Genomic DNA, 17,882 nt, shown 5'->3' on the forward strand with positions numbered 1-17,882 from the left:
TTTCGCGTACAACCTGCTCAGGGCCGCTGGGTGCGACAACATCAAAAACGCCCGCTGGCGCGCCGCACTCGATCTCAATCTAATCCTCGCTATGCCTCGACTGTATTGAGAACTGAACAGCCCTGCGGTAGCTTTCGCCATTCATCTCGATGATCGTCGCGTGATGAACCAAGCGGTCCACCGCCGCGGCTGTCATGGCGGCGTCCGGAAAAACCGTCGCCCAGGCTGAAAATGCTTGGTTGGCGGTGATGGCGATGCTGTGGCGTTCGTATCGGTGCGCGATGAGTTCGAACAAGACGCTGGTTTCGGCTTGATCCTTGCGGACATAGGAGAGATCGTCGAGCACGATGAGATCGAATTTGTCGAGCTTGTCGAGAGCGCCGATCAGGGCAAGATCGCGCCGCGCGGCCTGAAGCCGTTGAACGATGTCGATGGTGCGCGTGAACAACACCCGCCGTCCGGCATCAATGAGCGCATGGCAGATGGCCGCCATGGCGTGGCTTTTTCCCGTGCCGCTTTTCCCGAACAGCAGGAGATTGTCGCCGTTCCTGATCCAGTCTCCGCCGGCGCCGAGCGCCAGGAGATGCTGTTTTCGCACGCCCGGCGCGGCGTCGAAATCGAAGCTGGCGACGGTCCTTCCGGCGGGCGCCTCGGATTGATCGCGATGCCGCTGGATGCGGCGGGACGCGCGCTCGGCGACTTCGATCTCCATCAGCGCGGCGATGGTTTTCTGAGCCGGCCAGCCGACGCGATCGACGGTTTCTGCGATGCGCCGCCAGTTGCGCGCGATGCTGGGCAGGCGGAGCTCCGTCAGCAAAGAGGCGAGGAAGGTCGCATCGGTCATAGCTGAACCTCGCAAGCGGAAGACAGAAGGCGATTATAGACTTGGAGGTTGGGCTCGGGGATGGCGACCTCGCTTGACGGGCTCGGTTTGCTGGCAAACTCCTCTTCGAGTTTGGCGAGGTCAGGCAGTTTGCCGGCGTCCAGGATGGCGTCGAGACGATCGGCCAAAGCGATCTCGACGGCTTCGCGGGTCGAGGCCAGAACCAGCAATCCGACCATCGCCCGGCAGGCGTCCCGGGGCGGCACGGCGGCGTCCAGCGCCGCCCAGGCGCGGGCGTAGGCGGCGCGCGGGAAGAGGGCTTCGCGGTAGACGAGGTAGCGCAGGGCTTGCGGCTTGCGCCGCAGCGTGCCGATCAGATGATGATAATCGATGGCGTGGCCGCGCGCGCCGTCGGTGCGCACGCGGGTCAGGCGCATGACCAGGTCGGGCCCGAGGAAACATTCCAGTCGGTCATCGAACAGGCGCACTTCGAGCTTGTGGCCGATCAGCCGGGACGGGACGGAATAAAGCACCCGATCGACATTGATGGTGCTGTTGCGCGTCACCTTTGGCGTCACCGTCGAAAAATCGGTAGTCCTGCGCCTTGGCAGCTTTTTGAGCGTCTCGCGCTCGGCGGCGACCGCCTTGGCGCGGCGGGCGTTGTGCCGGTCGCAGACGCGGTCGACAAAAGCGCGGTAAGCTTCCAGACTGTCGAAATCCCGGCTTTCCCGGCGAGGCAGCCTCTGGTCGAGACGGACCTTGATGTGGCCGTTGGCGGCCTCGATGCTGCCGTTTTCATTGGCCACGCCGGGATTGTTGCGGGTGGCCGTGCCAGGCGAGCCACGGTCGACCATCGCATCAAGCACATCGCGCACTTCAGCCCTTGTGATCGAAGACAGCCTGCGTCCCTTCCAAACGCTGACGAACTCCCTCTTCAAGGTTCGCTCAGCCTCGTCCGCCGTGGACTTGCGGTTTTTCGCTTTCGCATGGCGCGCGATGAACTTGTCGACGACGTCTTCAAATATGTCCTGCACTGGCGCGACCGGCGCGCGAGCAGCTTCCTTCGCCGCCTTCTTGGTTTTCGCGGGATCTTCGCCACAGGCAATAGCCTGGATGCTTTGCGCAGCCAACTTGCGCGCAGTCGGCAAGTCTATTGCAGGGAAAGGCCCAATGGTCAGCTTTTTGGGCTTGCCGCCGATGCGGTATCGTAACGCCCAGTTGCCTAAACCGCTTGGCTGGATAACGAAAAAGAGCCCGCGCGTGTGCCCGTCAGGAATTTCCCGCCTTGCTGATCCCGGCTTGAAGTTCTCGAGCGCCTTGATGGTGAGGTCTTTGGCCATTTCACGTTACCCCATGTCGCCGGGTAACGTCGGGGTAACGACATCACCCCGTCTGTTCACGTCCGATCCTGTCCGAGACTCGCGGCAAGAATGCAACGTTCTCTAGAGCATTTCCGGCATCACCTGTCTCGGGCCGTCTGGCCACTTCTGCCAAGAGCCCCTCATTCGTAATGAGGGGGTCGGGGGGTCGAATCCGTCTTGCGGCACCATTTCTTTTTGAAAAAGTTTTTAAAATCAAACAGATAGAATAAGGCGCTGTTGTGCGGTCCACAAAATGGTCCACAATTCCGATCAGTAGGCCTCGGCCATTCCGTACATAGCCATCTCTTTCTGAAGTCGCGCGATGAGAATGGCGTCTGCTTTCGTCTTCGCGCTTGCCGCTTCCGCGTGAAGGCGGCTGAATGTGCGCCAATGCATGTGCTTCGGCTTCATGATTGGCAACGGCGCTTGAATGTCAGGGTTACAGGTAATTCGTCTTCTTTTTTTCGACGCGAGCAACCGTGCGCGACCAAGAGCGTCTTCATTTTGGCAGACGTAGGCGAGGCCGAGGCAATGACGGCACAAGAAATATTGGCGCGCCGCATAGAGTTTGCCTGCGCGCCGCCCGCAGGCATGACCGCTGCCAGTACCGGAACAGATGAAGTAGGTCCGCTCGCCACCGAGGTTGCAAGGGCGGCGAACGAGTCCGACCGTTTGATAAGAAGTGACAGCCCCTTCACTTAAAGCCACCCGGCGAGCGAGGCGCAGACTCTCCTGGCCAGCGAGCATGCCAACATTTTCTTGGCTTGGCGACAAGGTGACGACCGTCGAAAGGCCTGGACGAAGTCGGCCCTCGCGACGCAGAACATTCACGTCGAGGACGGGGTGGTTCTCCGCCCTGCGACGACCGCCGCGCCTTGGCCTTCCAGAACCGATCCCGCCCATCAAACAATCTCAGATTTTATCGAATTCGTCTGGAAAATGCAGCTTTTCCATGCGCTGACAAGTTCATATCATAATACTATTTTGAGCAACGAATGCTCACTTTCTTGAATTGGGGCTTCCATGCTGTGTCCCGTTCCCAAGGGATCAAACTGGGCCAAGCTTAGCCCGCGTGACGCTGAAACAAAATTTTGGCACCCATTGGCCGACCATTGCATGGACGTCGCCGCTTGCGCGGAGGCGCTGCTTTCTCGTCCCATGATCCGGTTGCGCCTGGCCGCCTTGGCGGGCGAACAGGAATTTCTCGACATCTGGGGCGCGCGCCTCGCAGCGCTTGCCTTCCTGCATGACTTTGGCAAAGCCAATCGCGATTTCCAAAGCCTCAAGGGCGGCCATATCGCGGAGGCGGCCTTTGTCGCCTCGAACGCCAAGTTGCGTCAGGCCGCAGGGTTGAATTTGCTGGAGAGTTGGCTTCCGGGCGACATACAGGCCTTGCTCGCCGTCGCGCTCGCCCATCACGGGGCTCCTCCAGATTTCGACAGACTCCCGCAATGCGATCGCGCCTGGAGCAAGGATGAGTCGCGCGACCCCGTTGGCGATGTCAGGGCTCTGGTCAATGTGGCCCAGAACGTCTGGCCCGAGGCCTTTGTCATGGGCGGCGCGCCCTTGCCGGAAGCAAATTCGCCATTCTGGCATGGTTATCTCGGCCTGCTGCAATTGGCGGACTGGCTTGGTTCGGACGAGGCCCCCGACGCATTCCCATTCAGCACAAAGGAAGATGGCTCCCGCCTCGCCTTCGCGCGGCGACGCGCAACGGATTTGATCGACCGTATCGGCTTCAACTCCACCCCGCAGCACAAGGCTCTGCCTGATTATCTGGAATTTTCGCGCATAAGCGCGCATCCCCCGAGTGAAATCCAACTTGCGGCGGCCGACGCGCCCGGCCCGGTGGTCGTGCTCGAAGCCGAAACGGGAGCGGGCAAGACCGAGGCCGCGCTTTGGCGATTCGCCCGCCTGTTCGCCGAGGGAAAAGTTGACAGCCTTTATTTTGCTTTGCCGACGCGCGTGGCGGCGAGCCAAATCCATGGACGCGTGCAGGAGGCTGCAAAGCGGCTGTTTGGATCGGAGGCCCCCGAGGTCTTGCGCGCGCTGCCCGGCGATGTGCGCATGGATGACGCTTCAGGCCGTCGCTTGCCGGGCTTCGCGATGCAATGGAACGATGATCCGGACGAAGCCATAAGGCGTTCGCGCTGGGCGGCGGAACAACCCAAGCGTTTTTTGGCGGCGACAATCGCCGTTGGAACCATCGATCAGGCCTTGCTCGGCGCCGTCTGCCTGAAGCATGCGCAGATGCGCGGCTTCTGCTTGTCACGATCGCTTCTGGTGGTTGATGAGGTCCATGCCAGCGACGCCTATATGGAAAAATTGCTGGTCGTTCTTCTTGAACAGCACGCCCGGTTTGGCGGAGAGGCGCTGTTGCTGTCAGCCACATTGGGCGCGGCGGCGCGCGCGAGACTGATCCTCGGCGCGCGGCGAGCGCGCGAGGCGATTCCCGCGCCGACGGAAGCGGCGGCGCTCGCCTATCCCTCGCTGGCCTGGAGAGAAAATGGCGAGCTTCGTCTTGTAGGCAAAGCCAGTCGAGGGCGCGTCAAGGATGTGAGCATCGAACCGCTCAAGATCATCGCCGATCCCGGCGCCATCGCCCAACGCGCCCTGGCGGCGGCGGAAAGCGGCGCGCGGGTGCTGGTGGTGCGCAATACCGTCCGCGATGCTGTCGCCACGGCGCGCGTGCTCGAAGCGGTTGCGCCCGATCATCCGGCTCTGTTCAGACTTGACCAGATTGTCACGCTGCATCATGGCCGATTCGCGCGCGGCGACCGCTGGCGGCTCGACGCCGAGGTCGAGCAGCGCATCGGCAAGACCGCCGAGGCGCGCCCGCTGGTGCTGGTCGGCACCCAGACTCTGGAGCAGAGCCTGGACATAGACGCCGATTTGCTGATCACCGATCTCGCGCCGATGGACGTGCTGCTGCAACGGGTCGGACGGTTGCATCGACATGATCGCCGCCGCCCGCCCGGTTTTGAAGCGGCGCGCGCTTTGGTGCTGACGCCTGAAGATTTCGAACCTGTGTTGCGTGCGCGCGACTTTCGCGGCCCGCATGGTTTGGGTGGCGTCTACGAGAATCTTTTGGCGTTGGCGGCGACGCGCGAAGCGATTGGCTGTGGCGCCCACTGGACGATTCCGCAAATGAATCGCGCGCTGGTCGAAGCCGCCACCCATCCTGTGGCGCTTGAGGAACTGGAGGCGCGCCTCAGTCTCACGGATGCGCGCTGGAGCCGCGCCAGTATGAACCACGCCGGAGGGACGTTGGCCAGAAACGCTGCAGCGCAAATGGCGTCGATCGACTGGCATACGCCGGTGATCGATTTCCGCCTCGCAGATGAGAAAATCGGTACGCGCCTGGGCCTCGGCGACACTGAAATCGAGTTTGAAACGCCGCAGCTTGGTCCTTTTCTCAATTCCGAAGCGATCAGCCGCCTGTTGATCCCATCGCATCTGATGCGCGGAGGAAGCATGGAAGCGAAGGCGGTGGATATTGCCGCATGCGACGACGGGTTCACTTTCAGTTTGCAGGAGACTGTGTTCCGCTATTCGCGTTTCGGACTCGAAAAACTCTAAGCAACTTTTCGCATGGAGACACAAATATTGTTCAATTTATTGCACGATCCGGTCATCCGCACTCTCGTCACGGATGCAAGTGAAACGCCGCTTGCTCTCCCGGAGCTTTATGCAGCGCTGATGGTCGATTCGGTCGAAAGTTTTTCGGCCTTGCGCCCGCATCAGCGTCACGCCTGGCACGCCCTGCTCTGCCAAATCGGCGCAGTCGCCTGTTTGCGCGCCGATCTCGCCAAACCGCCCGCCGACGCCAACGATTGGCGCGCGGCGCTCAAAGACCTGACCGCCTATTTCCCCGACGACGCGCCGTGGCGGCTGGTCTCGCCTCTGGACCAACCCGCCTTCTTGCAACCGGTCGTCGGCCCGGTCGATTGTTTCCGTCCGCTCTCGACGCCCGATGAACTCGACATGCTCGTGACCGCCAAGAACCACGATGTCAAAGGCGCGCGATTGCTCAACGCTCTGCCCGACGATTGGTTGTTCGCGCTCGTCAGCCTGCAAACGATGGAGGGGTTCCTCGGGGCCGGAAATTACGGCGTGTCGCGCATGAATGGCGGGTTTTCCAATCGTCCCGGCTTTTCACTCGCGCCGCCCGGAGGGCTTGGCGCCCACATCCGGCGCGACATCGAAGGTTTGATCGCGTTGCGCGAGAAAACGCCGGAGGTTTTCGACGACGAGGGGTTGGCGCTGGTTTGGCTCGAACCCTGGGATGGCGCGGCTTCCCTGCAACCGAAGCATCTCGACCCCTATTACATTGAAATCTGCCGCCGCATCCGGCTCGTGCAACAGGACGGTCGGCTGCAAGCTTTCGCCGCCGGCAGCAAGGCGGCTCGGATCGTTTTCGGCAAGGAGGCCAAAGGCCTCACCGGCGACCCCTGGACGCCGGTTGAGTTCGACAATGGCGACCCCAAGGCGCTGACCGTCGATGCGCGCGGCTTTTCCTATCGGCGCATGTCGGAAATCTTGTTCGAAAAGGGTTTCAAACAGGCGCCCTTGCAGCAAATGTCGCGCAAGGATGAGGTGCGCGCCATGGTGCTGGTGGCGCGCGCTCTGGCGCGCGGCCAGGGCAAGACCGAAGGCCTGCATGAGCGTCGCATCGTCATGCAGCGCAGGATCGTCAAGCTGCTCGCTGACGGTCAAATCCAAGACCTCGCCATCCCCGCCAGCCATCGCGTCGAACAGGCAGGTCTGGTGCGCAAGGCGCTGCGCTTCGGGCTGATGATGCTGTTCCAGAACGGTCCCGACTCGTTCCAGCCGCGCGACCCCAATTCCAGTAAACGCGCCGATCCTTTCCTCGATCGCTTCGAAGCCGATATCGATAGTGATTTCTTCGAAAGGCTGTTCGCCGAGGTGGAAGCCCAAGATGGGGCCAAGCTCGAAATCCGCGCGCATTGGCTAACAGACCTGCGCCTGCGCGCGCTTGACCTGCTTCGAACCGCCGAAGCCGGCTCACCATCCTCCTCCATCCGCCGCCACCGCGCCATCGTGCGCGCTGAAAGCGCCTTCGACAATTCCTTCTACAAATCGTTCCGCGCCCCCTATTTCCCCAAGGACGAGCATCATGACGCAGCTTGACGCCCCGGAGCAGACGGCTTCGCCCGAAGAAGAACGCGGGATTGGCTTCGCCCTGGTCAATGAAGTGCGCGGCTTGCTGAACGCCGAGCGGCGCGGCGACCTCGCGGAATTGCGCCGCCTCGATCCTGATCAACCCCAAGCCCCCGCCTTCTTTCGCATTCTGGCGCGCGTGGCGCCCGAGGCCGGCGTCGAGTCGATGCGCCGCTACGCGCATTATCTGCGCATATTGGCGCTCAACCCGGACGCCCTCAGCAATGACCGGTTGGGGGCCGTCATGGCCGCCGCCGGCCTTTCCGAAAGCCGGGTGCAGCGCATGCTGACCGCGCGCGGCGAAAGCTTGCACGACCAATTGCGCCTGATCGCCCGCCGCCTCGCCAATGCCGGCAATGTGCCGTGGAGCGGCTTTCGTGACCTGCTGCTGACGACCGATGAAGACAAGGTCGAACGCAAACGCATGATGATCGCTCGCGACTACTGGCGCGCGCTGGATCGTCAACAATCTCAATCCTGATTCCCGTCTGATATTTCCGGAGTTTTCTATGACCGCGCCCCGTTTCATCCAGTTGCACGCCCTGGTGTCCTATTCCGCCGCCTTGCTGAACCGCGACGATTCAGGCTTCGCCAAGCGACTGCCTTTTGGCGGAACGTCCCGCACACGCATTTCCTCGCAATGTTTGAAACGTCATTGGCGCAAGGCGCAGGACGAGTGGGCGCTGTCCGCCATCGGGCCGGAAATGGCCGTGCGCTCGCGCAAGATTCCCGAGGAGCGCATCCTTCCCGCGCTGGAAACAGCCAGTGTCGGCACGGCAGAGACGCGAAAAGCGGCGACGGACGCCATCGCCGTGGCGCTCTACAGCAAATCGGCGGTCAAAGACCCCTCCTCTCGACAGGCGCTGCTGATCGGTGAGCCCGAAATCGCCTATCTGGTGGAAAAGGCGAAGGCCGCCGCCGCCGAGGCCGACGCCAAGTCGGCGACGGCGGCTATCGAAAAGCTCTTCAAGAAGGAGGAAAAGGCCAATCTTTCGGCCATGCTGGAAGCCAAGGGCGCGCTTCATGCCGGCCTTGAGGCGGCGCTGTTCGGGCGCATGGTGACCTCCGACCCCGACGCCAACACCGACGCGGCGATTCATGTCGCCCATGCCTTCACCGTTCACAAGGAGGAAGCCGAGACGGACTATTTCACGGTCGTCGACGATCTCGAAACCGGCTCGGGCGCCGGCGGCATTTTCGACACCGAAATCACCGCCGGATTGTTCTATCTTTATGTGGTGATCGACGTTCCCGCGCTGATCGCCAATCTCGGCGGCGACGCCGCGCTGGCGGGCAAAGTCGTGGAACATCTGACCCACCTCATCGCCACGGTCTCGCCCGGCGCCAAGAAAGGCTCGACCGCCCCTTACGCCTATGCCGATCTGCTTCTTGCAGAGACCGGAACCCGCCAGCCGCGCTCCCTGGCCAACGCCTTTCGCGACGCCAGCAAGGCGAGCGTCGCCGCCGCGACGGAACGTCTGGCCGATCATCTGGCCCGCCTCGACGCCATGTATGGCGCCAAGGAGACGCGTCGCCTCGCCGCATTGGACCCCAATCCGGTCTTGCCGGGTGAGCCGATTCGCCAAAACCTCGACGCGCTTGCGGAGGCGCTCGCCGCCGAGGTCGCGCGGGGTTGACATGGCCACGCACCTGATCCTGACCCTTGAAGGGCCGCTCGCCGCCTATGGCGCGGAAATGGTCGATGCGCGCGGTCCCGTGCGCGACTGGCCGGGCGCCTCGCTGCTCACCGGCCTCATCGCCAATGCGCTCGGTTTTACGCGCGCCATGGGCGCCGAACTGGCGGCGTTGCAGGCGCGGCTCGATTTCGCCGTGCGCATCGACCGGCCCGGCGTGCGGTTGCGCGATTTCCAGACCGCGCAACTGTCCAGGGCCGACGCCGGCTGGACCACGCGCGGCGCGCCCGAAGGCCGCGCCGGCGGCGATGGCACTTACCACAGCCCCCACATCCGTGAACGCGACTATTTCGCCGACAGCGCGGTGACCGTGGCTCTGGCGCTGCGCCAGCCCGAAACCGCGCCGACGCTGGAAACCATCGGCGCCGCGCTGGAAACGCCGGCGCGCCCGCTGTTTCTCGGGCGAAAACCCTGCCTGCCGTCGCGGCCGCTGTTTTCCGGCTTTGTCGAGGCGGAGGACGCGCTCGCGGCGGTGCGGGCGGCGCCGGCGCTCGACGACGCCGAATCTGACCCGTGGATCGTTATCCGCCGCCAGCCCGGCGAAACCGAAACGCCGTTGGGCTTCGAGCCGCTTCACGTCACCGACCAGCGCAACTGGATCGCCAGCGTTCATGCGGGCGAGCGGGTTTTCCTGCGCGCCCGCGCCTCGCGTTTCAACGCTTTGGGCGAGGGGCCGACGACATGACCACACATCTGCTGCGTTTCGACCCCGACCTGCGGCTCGCCAATCAATGGATGGCCGCCGAAGGTCTTGCCGCGAACGGACAGACCGACGAGGGCTATGGCTGGCACGCGCTGCTCTGCGCCGCCTTCGGCAAGGACCATGCGCCCAAACCCTTCCGTATCGTCGCCCGGCGCGGTCGCCCGGCGCAATTGCTGGCCTATGCGCCGCTGAACGCCGCCGAATTGATCGCGCGCGCCAACGCCTTCGCCGATCCCAAGGTTTTTCGCGCTCTTGGCGTCGATGAATTGGCCAGCAAGCCCATGCCGGCGTTTTCGTCTGGTCGGCGCCTGGGCTTTTCGCTGTTTCTGCGCCCGGTGGTGCGGACGGATCGCGAGGGCGATCGCGCCAGAAGCCGGGAAATCGACGCCTATGTCCACGCCCGTGACAACGGCGACGCCAGGGACCGCGCGACGGTCTATCTCGATTGGGCGCGCCAACGCCTGACCGCCGCCGGCGCCGAAGTCGAAGCTTTGAGGATCGATGGACTGGAGAGCGTGAAAGTCGCGCGTCGCGGTGTGTCGGGCGAACATGGGCGTCCGCTCAAGGCGATCTCTGGTCACGCCCTGGCCCTCGTCGGCGGATTGCGCGTCGTCGATGCAACGCGGTTTGCCGATTCCATCGCCCACGGCGTCGGACGACACCGCGCTTTCGGCTTCGGCATGTTGCTCCTCACACCGCCGGAGACCTGAATGCTTCCAGGACGCCTCGGGCTGGAAACCGCGCGCCTGCCGCATGCCGACCGTCACGGCCTGATCTTTCTCGACCGTGGCCGGCTCACAGTGGAGGACGGCTGCCTGACTTTCGAATGCGCCGGCGGCGGCGCGACCCCCGCCGGACGCTATGGCCTGCCGCATCAGTCGGTGTCGCTGATGCTGCTGGGTCCGGGCTCGACCATCAGCCACGACGCCTTGCGTCTGCTGGCCCGACACAATGTCGGGCTGGCGGCCGTCGGCGCCGATGGCGTCCGGTTCTACACGGCGCCCCCGCTTCTGCCGGACTTCTCGAATCTGGCGCGCGCGCAGGCCATGTTCTGGGCGGACGCGGGCAAAGGCCGCCTTATGGTGGCGCGGCGCATGTATGCGCTGCGGCTGGGCGAAGTGCCGCCACATCGCGACATCGCGGTTTTGCGCGGCATCGAAGGCGCGCGCATGAAGGAAAGCTATCGCATCGCCGCCGAGCGCGCCGGCATCCGCTGGAATGGAAGACATTACGACCGCCAGAACCCGAGCGCGGCCGACCTGCCCAACCAGGCGTTGAACCATGCCGCCAGCGCGGTCGAAGGCGCGGCGGCCATCGCCGTGGCGGCGACGGCCACCATACCGCAACTGGGCTTCATCCACGAAGACTCCGGGCAGAGTTTCGTTCTGGACGTCGCCGACCTCGTGCGCGACACCGTCACCATTCCCTGCGCGTTCCGAGCCGCCGCCCTCGTGGCAAAACGTCCGGCGGAAAACATTGAACGCCTTGCGCGCCGCATGACCGGCGAACAAATGCGCCGCGACCAACTCATCGCGCATCTGATTGATCGCATCAAAACCGTGCTGGCCGACGCGACCAGCGAAGAATCCGCCGCCCTTCCCGTGCGCGTCCGTCCAAGACCGCCAGCGGATTCGGGAGCGGAACCGGAGGCTGACGAATGCCCATGACGGTGATCGTGACGCGCGATGTCCCGCAACGCACCCGTGGATTTCTAGCCTCGGTCATGCCCGAGCCGGCGCCGGGCGTCTACACCTCCGGCGAAGTGTCGAAGGGCGTGCGTGAGCGCATTTGGACTGTGATGCAGGATTGGTACGGCGCGACTCATGAGGGCTCCATTGTCATGATCTGGCGCGACGACAAGGCGCCGGGCGGCCTGGGCGTCGCGACCCTGGGCGCGCCACCCCGACAATTGACCGATCTCGACGGCGTTCTCGTTTCAGTCTGGTAGGGATATCATTTGTCGAGATGAGTCCGGTTCTCAAGAAGTCAAAAACAGCCGCTGTTTGACATTGTAAATCGCATCAGTAGCTTAAGCTCCAGAGTCGCCCCCGCCCACGCGGGGATGGACCCTACGAAGTCAAGTCGGTCGTGACCTGGGAGAAGTCGCCCCCGCCCACGCGGGGAGTCCCTCTTGCCGCCGCCAAACGATCGTCTGAAATTTCAAGAGTTTTCGTCGGTTTTGACAGTGGTCCCTTGAGGCGCTTTCAGAATTTCAGCGCCGCTCTCCATGGCCTGGAGGATCTCTGAAAGTCTGCCACCCTTGGGGCCGTCAAAACCGTCAAAAGGCCGGTGAGTTTTCTGAAACCTCTCACCCGTGTCACCGTCAAACCCGACAAAAGCCTCTTTTGACGGCTTTGACGGCCCGCGACGTGGGGGATTGTCAGAATTGAGGGCTTTGAGGCGAGCAAGGTATTTGTTCACGGGAAAGCCTTCGGGTTTATCGAAAAGATCGTGCTGGGGCGCCCACCGGTGCGGATTGTCTTCGCGGCAAGCCAGTCAAGATCGACAAGGAGGTCGAGCCCCGCGCTGACTTGATCGCGGTCGGTGAGGTGCGACCAGTCATTTCTCATCGCGTCGCGGAGCGAAAAGCCTTCCTTCAAGTCGCCATGGCGGATGTGGGAAACGATCGCCTTGGCCGCAGCCACGTCCGCCATGGCGCCGGCGCTGTAGCAGCGCCGCGCATGGGCCTCGGCATATGCCGCGATCGCCAGCGCCCGAATCACGGCTCTTTCCGAAACCGGGCCACGCCCTCCATCCGCGAGATGACTGGTCAGCGCGAGGGCCGGAACCAGCTTGCGGAACTTCGCGAGGTGGCTTTCCAGCGCTGGCGAAAGATCGCCGCCGCGAAGCCGCATTTCCAATTCTTTGCGCCACTCGTCGAACGCCTCCTGGGCGGCGTCCTCGAAACGCAAGAACGGGAGCCCGCCAAAGTCGTCCACTTCAGCGCCGACAGAGGCCGGCGTGATTGGGTCGAGCCGATCGAAAGCGCCCCATGCCGTTTTGCGGGCTTCGCTATCGGGGTAGCGATCGACATGCTTCCACACAGGCGCCTGGTCCGGCCAGAACGAGGCTGAACCGCTGGATCATACCGTCATCGCCGGCGCCTTGCGAGCGCCGCATATATTCAGCCAGACATGATGGATATGGATCATGTGAGCCGGGGAATGCTCTAAATGGAATTAGCGCCTAATTTCGCTCGCCAATAGGAAGCGCGTTCCTTCAAAATCGCGGCAAGAAAGTGAGAAGAAGTTTCCTCGTCAACTTTTTCAAGAATTTCGAAGCTGAAATGCGATTCTCCATGGCGGCGCCACGCTTCGAGCAAATCTTTTTTCGGGCTCGCGCCGTGCCGAAGCGTGAACCATAGCCGCGCTTGAATTGTCTCGATGTTGGTCCATTGCCCGACCCACACCTCACCGGAAGCATCGCAGCGAACAAGGTAGACGCCGCCGACGACTTTCCGCTCTTTATAGGCCGCTATGGCCGCTTTGCGCGCCTCGCCCTTCATCCCGCTACCTCTTTCGACCTGTCACAACGCCATTCATGACCTTCTCTCCCGCGAGAAGGATAAGGCTTAATATTATACGGGTAATATTGACGCAAGGATTTTATCCGGGTATTAATCCGTTTCAAACTTAGGACGGCGACCCCATGTCTGACTGCATCTCCAAACCCTGCACAGCCTTCGAAGGCAACCGATTGCTCCTGTCTGGCCCGCTGGTCGAGGTTGCGCTTGCGGTCAAGTCGGCGACCGAAAATGGCTCGTCAATGGCGGTCCTGATTTTCGACGATTTGACCGGCCGCGTGATCGATGTCGACCTGCGCGGCGACGAGGCCGCAATCACCCAGAGATTGTCCCAGCCTCAAGAGACATCAATCGGACGGCCTCGGCCGAGCGAGGAGCCGCCGTCTGTAAAGGAAGAGGCTTGCGAACCGAGAGGCCGAGGACGCCCCAAGTTGGGGGTCCTCCCCCGCGAGGTGACGCTATTGCCGAGACAATGGGATTGGTTGGCCACCCAGCCCGGCGGCGCATCCGCCGTTCTCAGGCGACTTGTGGATGACGCCAGACGCAACGGCGCGGAGCGTCAGAAACGTCGGGCCGCCCAGGAGGCTGCTTATCAATTCATGCTGGCGATTGCTGGCGATTTGCCCGGCTACGAAGAGGCGACGCGCGCCCTCTTTGCAGACGATCGTCCAGGGCTTGAACAACGGATCTCGGACTGGCCTGAAGACATCCGGACGCATGTCCTGCGCCTGGCGTTCGGCGCGCAGGATCGCTCCACTTGAAAATGAACTGCTGAAAGGAGGCGCCATGGCGGCGCTGGACTCCATTTGCCACGTCGTACCGTCACAGGACGCGGGCAGGCGCTTCATGCAACGGGGCGCCGGGGGACGCGCAATCATGCTGAACCTCCTGCGCTTGCGTGATGTCGCCGACTACACGAGCTATCCCGAACTTGCGCCGACCACGCCGATCAGCGGCGCGGAAGTCTTCGACCGATATATACGCCACACGCTTCCCTTTCTGCGCGAGAGTGGCGGTGGCGTCATGTTGCTCGGCGCTGGAGGGCCGTTCCTGATCGGTCCCGAAAACGAGAGATGGGATTTGGCGATGCTGGTTCGCCAGAGCAGCGTCGTTCCTCGCCTTTGCAAGCCATGACGCCTATCTCGCCGGCCTTGGACACCGTGCGGCTGCGATCGATGGGCTTGGCGGATCGTCGATGGAAACGATCATCACTTCGGTCGGCGGTCGCGCTCCCCTTGCCCGACAGGCGAACGCCTGCGTTCGCCGAAAGGGGTCAGCGCAAAATACGCCGAAGCCTTGCGCAGAATCTCATTGGCCTGCCGAAGTTCGCGGTTCTCGCGCTCCGGCGCCTTCAGCCGGTCGGCGACCTCCGTCGGAACGCCGATCCGCTTGCCGCTGTCGACTTCGGCCTTGCTGCCCCACTCCCGCAGTGTGCGGCGAGCAGCCGATCTGGGCGGCGATCGACGACATCGCCGCCCAGCGCGAGGCGTGGTCGCCCTCGTGATCGAAAACCATCGGCACGTGGTGTCGGATGCGACGACCGTCGGGCGCCCCCCTCCCTGCGTCACACCCAACACCACGGCGCCATCTGACGAAAAAACCCGGCAGAGCTCCACTTATCTTTCGCGGAAAATTGTCCGGGCAAGCGGAGCCAGTTCTCAGAAATCAGGCGCTGGCGCTGACGGTCGTCGTGTAGATTTTTTCGAGCAGGGTCAGGGCGCCCCGGTAGCCGATGTAGGAGCGGGAGAGGACCACCTCGTAGGAGGTGGGGAATCCCACTTCGACGATGGCGCCTTTCAGTTCCTTGGCCAGATCGCGTTCCCAGGTGGTTCCGAAGATGACGGGCGGCTTGTGGCCGAAATCGGTTTGCCGCAGGATTTGGTGGATGGCGTAGCTGTCCTCCTCAAATTCGACCTCGGTCGAAACGTCCTCGGCGATGGCGCGATAATACGAGCGAATCTCGTCGCGGAATTCGTCCGGCGGATTGTCGGTGATGATCTGCCGGCCGGGAATCAGGCCCAACTGGTTGACCAGGAATTTGGTCAGAGCCAAATTATACGCGCTGTCTCCGATCACGGCGAATTTCGCGGGCAGGCCCCACCAGTATTCGGCATAGAAGTCGGTGAAATCCTCGAGGTACTTGTAATACCTCGTCTCCTCGTCCTGGATAAAGGACTCGAGTTTCTTCCGAGACGATTTGGTCTTTAATCCGGCGAAATCGGCGACAGTGCGGAGGAAACTCGTGGTTTCATGAGCTCCGATCGGCAGCACTGGAACATGCAGGAAACGTTGACCATACTTCTGTTCCAGATGGCGCGCGGTGGCCAGACCCAGCCAAGGGCCAAGCACGATGTTGAACTCGGCCTGGGGAATCGCCTTCCATTCCGAGACTCCCTCGGATTCCGGGCCAAACAGGATATTCACCTTGAACCCGGCCCCCTCCAGGGTCCGTTTGATCTCCGTCAGATCGCCGCGCCAAAAGGTGTTGTGGTAGGGTAACAGCGACCACACGTTGACCAGACCCTTGGTCTTCGGCCCGACGTAATCTCCGACATATTGGTCGATGATCGCCCTGGTCACGAGTTCGTGGCCGGTGAAATTGTTGCCCTTGAAGCCGCCGGTTTCAGCGAATGCGATGGGCACGCCCTGTTTCTGGAAGGGGGTGACCACCGAACCGACGTCATCGCCGACAAGGTCGGGGATACACCCGGTCAGCACGACGAACAGATCGGCTTCAAGGATCTCAAGTCCGGATTCGATCAGGTCGCTCAGGCGTTGGGCGCCGCCAAACACCACTTCGCGCTCCGAAGCGTTGGTCGAGGGGGCGACGGCGCCGCCGCCATAGCCCCCGCCCTGGAAGCCATTATAGAAAGCCAGGTTCATGAATTGCTTGTCAGAGCACCCGGGACCGCAATGGGTGATCGGAATGGCTCTTGGAATGGCGGCGACGCTTTGCATGGCTCCGATCGCGCAGCCATAGCGGACTTGCTCGATCGAATTCGTCTTTTTGGAAGTTGTTTCCGTCACAGGCGACACTTTGTCCTCGGTATCAACAATAGACATGACCGTTATTTCTCCGATCCGGCAGATGTCTTTCTGGCCAGGACAAAGGGATCTTTCTGCTTAAGCCAGCTTTCTTTGTAAGGAAGCCTGACATGAGCGGCAATATCTTGATGGTATTTCTTGTGCGCCATGACGTCGAGAATAGATTCGCCCAGATTGATCATGCCCTGATAGCCGACCGCATGATGTTCATCTCCCAGCGGAATGGCGGGAATTCCCAGCTTCGACGCCAGCGGCGCCAATCCGTTATGGCGGATGATGATGAAGTCCGGCTTGACCCGCTGCAGTAACGCATAGAACTGATACTGCTGGCGGTTTCCCACGCTGAAATGTTCGACATCGCCATAGGTGTCGATCAGGTGGCCCAGCGAATCCTCCCGCGGATCCTGGCTGTCGTAGACGGGGTCATGATGGAAGACCAGCGAGCCATCGACCTGGACGCCAAGCTCGCGCAACACGCCGATCAGGCCATGGGCATAGGCCGAACCGGTCGCGATATACCCCTTGAGACCTTTCAACTGCTCGCGCAGTTGCTCCAGGCGCGGTTTGACCCGTTCGTGTTCGCGGGAGATATAGGCTTCCGCCTTGTCTTCGCGGTGCGTGACGCGGGCGATCTCGCGCAACCACGCGTCCGTTCCAGCAAAGCCATAGGGCATCGGCGCCTTGACTTCGGGGACCCCGAATTCCTGCTCCAATCCGGACGCCAGATAGGACGACAGGGTGTAGCAGAAGCCCACGGTGGCCGCCGCTTCCGACATTTGCGCGAGATCCTCCACCGTGGCCAGATCGACCACGTAATTCACCCGCAGACCCAGTTCGCCCAGCATCGGCTTGAACACATCCGAGCCCCACAGGCTGATCACGTTGACCAGATCCTCCTGCTTTTTCCCAGGGTTCTTGCGCACAATCTGGCGCAGAATGCCGTGTTGGGTGGCGTCGAATCCGGTGCTCCAATGCTTGGACTTGAAGCCCTCGCAGTGCAGCGGAATAACCGGAACGCCCAATTCGGCTTCAAGCGCGATGGCCACGCTTTCCACGTCATCGCCGATAATGCCCGTCGCGCAGGAGGTGGCGATGAAGATCGCCTTGGGATGGTGACGCTCCCAGGCGTCCCGGATCGATTGCTCCAGCTTGGCGACGCCGCCGAACACCATGTCTCTTTCGGACAGGTTCGAGCTGATCAGGTGCAGGTTCTGGACCGGCAGGCCACGCATGGCCAGCCCGTTGCGAAACAGTGAATTGTAGATCACCTGGCCCGCGCCGCATCCAATCGGGGAATGCTGGATCAACGCGGCGTCGGGGACGTGGCCCGCCTGGCATTCCACCATCTGCTCGCTGCAGACCGAGCCCTGGGTGAACGGTCCCTGGAGTTCGCAGATGCGGCGCGCCTTTTGGCCGCATTTGGCTTCGCAGCCGCCCCGCGCATAGGCGGACTCCTGCGACAGGTCGGACGCCTTGCCATCCCACCCGATGATCGTGCCCAGGCGCTGTTCGCGACTTTCGACGACGGCGGTTTTCAAATTGATCGGCATAA

17 protein-coding genes and 3 pseudogenes are annotated in these 17,882 nt (G+C 62.3%); 10 read left to right on the forward strand and 10 right to left on the reverse strand.

Going from position 1 to position 17,882, the window contains the following annotated elements:
- Window positions 1-79: 79 nt before the first annotated feature.
- The 4 genes and pseudogenes from istB to CCR94_RS24325 form a co-directional block, all read right to left on the reverse strand.
- Complete coding sequence (istB, locus tag CCR94_RS01220) at window positions 80-844, reverse strand: IS21-like element helper ATPase IstB (RefSeq protein ID WP_104506068.1); 765 nt, start codon at window positions 842-844, stop codon at window positions 80-82.
- Window positions 841-1,698 carry a Mu transposase domain-containing protein gene (locus CCR94_RS25800; protein WP_244593888.1) on the reverse strand — a complete coding sequence of 286 codons (858 nt, stop codon included), beginning with the start codon at window positions 1,696-1,698 and terminating at the stop codon, window positions 841-843. Before CCR94_RS25800 ends, istB begins: the two co-directional genes overlap by 4 nt.
- A 3-nt stretch (window positions 1,699-1,701) precedes the next feature.
- A pseudogene (locus CCR94_RS26500) lies at window positions 1,702-2,163 on the reverse strand (Arm DNA-binding domain-containing protein); the annotation flags it as partial.
- A gap of 291 nt (window positions 2,164-2,454) precedes the next feature.
- On the reverse strand, window positions 2,455-2,931 hold the full coding sequence (locus tag CCR94_RS24325) for a hypothetical protein (RefSeq protein ID WP_146089796.1): 477 nt from the start codon (window positions 2,929-2,931) through the stop codon (window positions 2,455-2,457).
- A 276-nt stretch (window positions 2,932-3,207) separates the two neighbouring features.
- Between CCR94_RS24325 and CCR94_RS01230 the strand changes: the two genes are divergently transcribed.
- From CCR94_RS01230 to cas2e, 8 genes are read left to right on the forward strand one after another with little or no spacing between them, the layout of a single operon-like run.
- Window positions 3,208-5,763, forward strand: coding sequence for a CRISPR-associated helicase/endonuclease Cas3 (locus tag CCR94_RS01230; RefSeq protein ID WP_104506070.1), 2,556 nt, complete (start codon window positions 3,208-3,210; stop codon window positions 5,761-5,763).
- Between the two features lie 27 nt (window positions 5,764-5,790).
- Window positions 5,791-7,335 carry a type I-E CRISPR-associated protein Cse1/CasA gene (gene casA, locus CCR94_RS01235; protein ID WP_158254564.1) on the forward strand — a complete coding sequence of 515 codons (1,545 nt, stop codon included), beginning with the start codon at window positions 5,791-5,793 and terminating at the stop codon, window positions 7,333-7,335.
- A complete protein-coding gene (locus CCR94_RS01240) occupies window positions 7,322-7,846 on the forward strand; it encodes a type I-E CRISPR-associated protein Cse2/CasB (protein WP_104506072.1) in 525 nt (174 codons plus the stop codon). The genes casA and CCR94_RS01240 overlap by 14 nt, the downstream gene beginning before the upstream one ends.
- A gap of 28 nt (window positions 7,847-7,874) precedes the next feature.
- Window positions 7,875-9,002: a type I-E CRISPR-associated protein Cas7/Cse4/CasC gene (cas7e, locus tag CCR94_RS01245; protein WP_104506073.1), complete on the forward strand. Its 1,128-nt coding sequence runs from the start codon at window positions 7,875-7,877 to the stop codon at window positions 9,000-9,002.
- Between the two features lies 1 nt (window position 9,003).
- On the forward strand, window positions 9,004-9,744 hold the full coding sequence (cas5e, locus tag CCR94_RS01250) for a type I-E CRISPR-associated protein Cas5/CasD (protein ID WP_104506074.1): 741 nt from the start codon (window positions 9,004-9,006) through the stop codon (window positions 9,742-9,744).
- Entirely contained in the window at window positions 9,741-10,472 is a 732-nt protein-coding gene (locus tag CCR94_RS01255; protein WP_104506075.1) for a type I-E CRISPR-associated protein Cas6/Cse3/CasE, read from the forward strand. Before cas5e ends, CCR94_RS01255 begins: the two co-directional genes overlap by 4 nt.
- Window positions 10,473-11,429 (forward strand): type I-E CRISPR-associated endonuclease Cas1e, encoded by a 957-nt coding sequence (gene cas1e, locus CCR94_RS01260; protein ID WP_104506076.1) that lies wholly within the window; start codon window positions 10,473-10,475, stop codon window positions 11,427-11,429.
- Window positions 11,420-11,710, forward strand: a complete 291-nt coding sequence (cas2e, locus tag CCR94_RS01265) for a type I-E CRISPR-associated endoribonuclease Cas2e (protein WP_104506077.1) — start codon at window positions 11,420-11,422, stop codon at window positions 11,708-11,710. Before cas1e ends, cas2e begins: the two co-directional genes overlap by 10 nt.
- Before the next feature lie 212 nt (window positions 11,711-11,922).
- Here the strand turns inward: cas2e and CCR94_RS24330 are convergent, their stop codons facing one another.
- The 3 genes and pseudogenes from CCR94_RS24330 to CCR94_RS01275 form a co-directional block, all read right to left on the reverse strand.
- Complete coding sequence (locus tag CCR94_RS24330; protein ID WP_146089797.1) at window positions 11,923-12,183, reverse strand: hypothetical protein; 261 nt, start codon at window positions 12,181-12,183, stop codon at window positions 11,923-11,925.
- A pseudogene (locus CCR94_RS01270) lies at window positions 12,180-12,812 on the reverse strand (DUF3987 domain-containing protein); the annotation flags it as partial. The gene CCR94_RS24330 and the pseudogene CCR94_RS01270, both read right to left, overlap by 4 nt.
- A gap of 119 nt (window positions 12,813-12,931) precedes the next feature.
- Complete coding sequence (locus CCR94_RS01275) at window positions 12,932-13,267, reverse strand: GIY-YIG nuclease family protein (protein ID WP_104506079.1); 336 nt, start codon at window positions 13,265-13,267, stop codon at window positions 12,932-12,934.
- Between the two features lie 143 nt (window positions 13,268-13,410).
- On the opposite strand from CCR94_RS01275, the gene CCR94_RS01280 reads away from it, so the two are divergent.
- Window positions 13,411-14,046, forward strand: a complete 636-nt coding sequence (locus CCR94_RS01280) for a DUF2239 family protein (RefSeq protein WP_104506080.1) — start codon at window positions 13,411-13,413, stop codon at window positions 14,044-14,046.
- Between the two features lie 25 nt (window positions 14,047-14,071).
- A complete protein-coding gene (locus tag CCR94_RS01285; RefSeq protein WP_206605750.1) occupies window positions 14,072-14,419 on the forward strand; it encodes a DUF1330 domain-containing protein in 348 nt (115 codons plus the stop codon).
- 54 nt (window positions 14,420-14,473) lie between these two features.
- On the opposite strand, the pseudogene CCR94_RS01290 reads toward CCR94_RS01285, so the two are convergent.
- The 3 genes and pseudogenes from CCR94_RS01290 to CCR94_RS01300 form a co-directional block, all read right to left on the reverse strand.
- Window positions 14,474-14,800: pseudogene (locus tag CCR94_RS01290) on the reverse strand (transposase); the annotation flags it as partial.
- Window positions 14,801-14,950: 150 nt separating this feature from the next.
- Window positions 14,951-16,348: a nitrogenase component 1 gene (locus CCR94_RS01295; RefSeq protein ID WP_104506081.1), complete on the reverse strand. Its 1,398-nt coding sequence runs from the start codon at window positions 16,346-16,348 to the stop codon at window positions 14,951-14,953.
- Window positions 16,349-16,353: 5 nt separating this feature from the next.
- The gene (locus CCR94_RS01300; protein WP_104506082.1) at window positions 16,354-17,880 is read right to left on the reverse strand and encodes a nitrogenase component 1; all 1,527 of its coding nucleotides are present in this window, start codon (window positions 17,878-17,880) and stop codon (window positions 16,354-16,356) included.
- Window positions 17,881-17,882 lie beyond the last annotated feature (2 nt).

The organism is Rhodoblastus sphagnicola (assembly GCF_002937075.1).
Lineage (GTDB): Bacteria > Pseudomonadota > Alphaproteobacteria > Rhizobiales > Beijerinckiaceae > Rhodoblastus > Rhodoblastus sphagnicola.

Bases quoted from the DNA above. Each gene is read 5' to 3' on its own strand.
- cas1e (WP_104506076.1), top strand. From the start codon at position 10,473: ATGCTTCCAGGACGCCTCGGGCTGGAAACCGCGCGCCTGCCGCATGCC.
- CCR94_RS01230 (WP_104506070.1), top strand. From the start codon at position 3,208: ATGCTGTGTCCCGTTCCCAAGGGATCAAACTGGGCCAAGCTTAGCCCG.
- CCR94_RS01295 (WP_104506081.1), bottom strand. From the start codon at position 16,348: ATGTCTATTGTTGATACCGAGGACAAAGTGTCGCCTGTGACGGAAACA.
- istB (WP_104506068.1), bottom strand. From the start codon at position 844: ATGACCGATGCGACCTTCCTCGCCTCTTTGCTGACGGAGCTCCGCCTG.
- cas7e (WP_104506073.1), top strand. From the start codon at position 7,875: ATGACCGCGCCCCGTTTCATCCAGTTGCACGCCCTGGTGTCCTATTCC.
- CCR94_RS24325 (WP_146089796.1), bottom strand. From the start codon at position 2,931: ATGCTCGCTGGCCAGGAGAGTCTGCGCCTCGCTCGCCGGGTGGCTTTA.
- CCR94_RS01280 (WP_104506080.1), top strand. From the start codon at position 13,411: ATGTCTGACTGCATCTCCAAACCCTGCACAGCCTTCGAAGGCAACCGA.
- CCR94_RS01275 (WP_104506079.1), bottom strand. From the start codon at position 13,267: ATGAAGGGCGAGGCGCGCAAAGCGGCCATAGCGGCCTATAAAGAGCGG.
- cas5e (WP_104506074.1), top strand. From the start codon at position 9,004: ATGGCCACGCACCTGATCCTGACCCTTGAAGGGCCGCTCGCCGCCTAT.
- CCR94_RS01285 (WP_206605750.1), top strand. From the start codon at position 14,072: ATGGCGGCGCTGGACTCCATTTGCCACGTCGTACCGTCACAGGACGCG.
- cas2e (WP_104506077.1), top strand. From the start codon at position 11,420: ATGCCCATGACGGTGATCGTGACGCGCGATGTCCCGCAACGCACCCGT.
- CCR94_RS01240 (WP_104506072.1), top strand. From the start codon at position 7,322: ATGACGCAGCTTGACGCCCCGGAGCAGACGGCTTCGCCCGAAGAAGAA.
- CCR94_RS01255 (WP_104506075.1), top strand. From the start codon at position 9,741: ATGACCACACATCTGCTGCGTTTCGACCCCGACCTGCGGCTCGCCAAT.
- CCR94_RS01300 (WP_104506082.1), bottom strand. From the start codon at position 17,880: ATGCCGATCAATTTGAAAACCGCCGTCGTCGAAAGTCGCGAACAGCGC.